Below are 3370 nucleotides of genomic sequence, written 5' to 3' on the forward strand. Positions count from 1 at the left end.
GCGGCGCCTTCCACAGCTCGGCCAGCAGCACGCCGGCCACCGTCAGCACGCCGCCGACCGCGTGATAGGCCGCGAGCGATTCGCCGATCACCGCCGCCGCGATCAGCGCGGTGAACAGCGGGATCAGGTTGAAGAACATGCTCGCGCGGCTCGGTCCGATGTGGGCCACCGTGTGCATCCACACCAGCGGCGCGAGCATCGAGGCGCCGAGGCCCGCGAAGCCGATCAGCGGCAGGTTCGCGGCCGACAGGCCCATGCGCGGCGTCAGCAGGTACAGCGGCAGCAGCACGATCACCGCGCACACGATCTGCAGGTAGAGCAGCTGCAGCGCGGGCACTTCCTTCATGCCCCAGCGCTTGAGCAGGATCACGTAGACCGCATAGGCCAGCATCGCCAGCAGCATCAGGCCGTCGCCCATGTTGGCGCCGCTCTTGAGCAGCGTGCCGAGGTCGCCCGACGACACCACCACCGCCACGCCCGCGATCGACACCAGCGAGCCCGCCACCGCGCCGGCCGTGAGCCGCTGGCCCAGCAGCAGGATCGACAGCGCCAGCACCATCATCGGCGTGAGCGAGCCGATGATCCCCATGTGCGTGGCCGTGGTCAGGTAGGCCGCGTAGTAGGCGAGGCTCTGGTAGACCACCATGCCCAGCAGGCCGAGCACCGCGATGCGGCCCAGTTGCGGGCGGATCGCGCGCCAGTTGCGCAGCACCGGGCGCAGCGCCAGCGGCGTGAACAGCAGGGCCGCGAGCAGCCAGCGGTAGAAGCTGATCTCGGCCGGCGCGATGGTGCCGGCTGCCATCTTGCTGACGACGGTGTTGCCCGACCAGATGACGACGGCGAGCAGGGGGAAGGCATAGGGCCACATGGGACAGGACTTTCAGGAGGAGGCGGGGCTATCATCGGTGCGTCCGTCCTGCGGCATATAGCTCGATCAGGACAACCGGTCCGGAATTCCGGACGCTCTTTCGAGGAACCGCCCCGCCATGGCCGATCGCGCGCGCTACCTGTCGATCCAGGACGTGGAGCACAAGGCCGGCCCGTTCTATTTCAACTGGGACGAATTCGGCGCCGACACCCTGGCCGCGCCGCACAGCCACAGCTGGGGCCATCTCAACTACACGGCGCACGGCACCATGCAGATGGAGGCCGAGGGCCTGCGCTTCCTCTCGCCGCCGCAGTACGCGGTGTGGATCCCGCCGCGGGTGGTGCACAGCTGCACGCTGCGCCATGCCGTCGTCTACCGCACCGTCTACATCGTGCCCGCGCTGTGCGCCGAGCTGCCCACGCAGCCCTGCACCGTGCGCATCAGCCCGATCATCCGCAGCGTGCTGGCCGACTTCGCCGCGCGCGATGTGAACGAGCCCGTCACGCCGGCCGACCTGCGGCTCGCGCAGGTGGTGGTCGACCAGCTCGCACGCGCCGAGGTGCTGCGCTGCTACCTGCCCGCGGCCGCTTCGCCCGCGCTGGTCGGCGTGCTCGAGGCGCTGCAGGCCGAGCCGGGCGACCACCGCTCGCTGGCCGAGTGGGCCGCGAGCGTGCACATGACCGAGCGCACGCTCGCGCGCCAGTGCCAGCGCGAACTCGGCATGTCCTTCGGCGACTGGCGCCAGCGGCTGCGCTTCCTGCGCGCCATCGACGCGCTGGAGGCCGGCCGCACGGTGCAGGAGATCGCCTTCGACCTCGGCTACAGCACGGCCTCGGCCTTCATCGCGATGTTCCAGCGCGAGGCGGGCACGACGCCCGAGCAGTACCGGCGCGAGTTCTGCGGCATCGCGGGATGAGGGCATGCGCGAAGCGGCGATAATCCGCCCCGTGAAGCGTGCCAGACCGCCGCTGGTGCAAGCCCGCAAGGGGCGATGCCTTCGGGCACCGCGTCGAAAGACCGCACTGGAGGAACGTCCGGACTGCACAGGACAGCGCAGGAGCTAACGGCTCTCCACCGTGAGGTGAGGATCAGAGCAACAGAGACGAGCCGATTCAGTTCGGGTGAAACGGGCAATCTCTGCGCGCAGCAACACCAAGTAGGCCAGTATCGAGGTGGTTCCGCTGAGCTGGCGGGTAGGTGGCATCGAGCCGTCTGGCGACAGACGGCCCAGAGTAATGGCGGTCACGCCGGGCATTTCGCAAGAGATGTCCGGTGCACAGAATCCGGCTTATCGGCGCGCTTCACACTTTTCTTTCTTCTTCCCCAACGTTCTTCGTCGGGTCATGCCAGGCGGTGCATGACCCGCCCGTCGGCATGGCCGGCACGATCTGGGGTAAACCCGTATAATCGATAGCAAGCTAACTAATTGGAAGCCTTGCCATGGCCGAATCGGTCACGCCGCCCGCCGGCCGTAAGAAGAAAAAGGAAGCGCGCGAAGCCGCGCTGATGAAGCTCGGCATGCAGTTCTCGACCCTGCAGCGCGGCTACCGCGCCGCGGCCGACAAGGCGGTCGCGCACGTGGGCCTGTCGCAGACCCTGGCCTGGCCGGTGGTGATGATCGGCCGCATGGAGCAGGGCGTGCGCCAGGGCGTGCTGGCCGAGGCGCTGGGCATCGAGGGGCCGTCGCTGGTGCGCTCGCTCGACCAGCTCGTGGAGGCCGGCTATGTCGAGCGCCGCGAGGACCCGGCCGACCGCCGCGCCAAGACCCTGCACCTCACGCCCGCGGGCGAGGCCGCCTGCGAACCCATCGAGGCCGCGCTGAGCCTGATGCGCGCCGGGCTGTTCGAGGGCGTGTCCGACGAGGACCTCGCGGCCTGCCTGCGCGTGTTCGCGGTGCTCGAGGAACGGCTGGGCCGCAGCGCACCGGCCGAGGGGCGACGCTAGATGCCTGCCTTGAGCCTGCCGCGCTTCAGCCGCGCCGAGATCGTCTTCTCCACCAAGAGCTTCGCCGCCGCGATGCTCGCGATGTACCTCGCCAGCCGCGCCGGCCTGCCGCGTCCGTTCTGGGCGCTGATGACCACCTATGTGGTCGCCCATCCGCTGGCTGGCGCGGTGCGCTCGAAGGCGGTCTACCGTTTCTGCGGCACGCTGATCGGCAGCACCGCCACCGTGCTGCTGGTGCCCGCGCTGTCGAACGCGCCCGAGCTGCTGACGCTGGTGCTCGCGCTGTGGGTCGGCCTGTGCCTGTGCATCTCGCTGTTCGACCGCACGCCGCGCTCCTACGTCTTCATGCTCGCGGGCTACACCGCCGCGCTGATCGGCTTCCCCTCGGTGCAGGCGCCCGAGGCGCTGTTCGACACCGCCGTCGCGCGCGTCGAGGAGATCGGCCTGGGCATCTTCTGCGCCACGCTGCTGCACAGCCTGGTGCTGCCGGCCGGCATGGGCCCCACGGTGCTGGGCCTGCTCGACCGCACCCTGCAGGACGCGCGCAAATGGCTCGGC

4 protein-coding genes and 1 other RNA gene are annotated in these 3370 nt (G+C 69.6%); 4 read left to right on the forward strand and 1 reads right to left on the reverse strand.

Annotated features, from left to right (window positions below):
- The coding region (locus tag AC27VN_RS36420; RefSeq protein ID WP_490879782.1) for a DMT family transporter at positions 1-868 on the reverse strand (868 nt) is incomplete at its 3' end.
- Between the two features lie 118 nt (positions 869-986).
- Here AC27VN_RS36420 and AC27VN_RS36425 point away from each other — a divergent pair.
- The 4 genes from AC27VN_RS36425 to AC27VN_RS36440 form a co-directional block, all read left to right on the forward strand.
- The gene (locus tag AC27VN_RS36425; protein WP_431511460.1) at positions 987-1784 is read left to right on the forward strand and encodes an AraC family transcriptional regulator; all 798 of its coding nucleotides are present in this window, start codon (positions 987-989) and stop codon (positions 1782-1784) included.
- A gap of 33 nt (positions 1785-1817) precedes the next feature.
- An RNA gene (gene rnpB / locus AC27VN_RS36430) (RNase P RNA component class A) lies at positions 1818-2175 on the forward strand.
- 133 nt (positions 2176-2308) lie between these two features.
- Positions 2309-2812, forward strand: a complete 504-nt coding sequence (locus AC27VN_RS36435; protein WP_490879783.1) for a MarR family winged helix-turn-helix transcriptional regulator — start codon at positions 2309-2311, stop codon at positions 2810-2812.
- The coding region (locus AC27VN_RS36440; protein ID WP_490879784.1) for an FUSC family protein at positions 2813-3370 on the forward strand (558 nt) is incomplete at its 3' end.

Source organism: Variovorax sp. 20P10.2.4 (assembly GCF_058244205.1).

Coding starts and splice junctions, on each gene's coding strand:
- AC27VN_RS36425 (WP_431511460.1), top strand. CDS start 987: ATGGCCGATCGCGCGCGCTACCTGTCGATCCAGGACGTGGAGCACAAG.
- AC27VN_RS36435 (WP_490879783.1), top strand. CDS start 2,309: ATGGCCGAATCGGTCACGCCGCCCGCCGGCCGTAAGAAGAAAAAGGAA.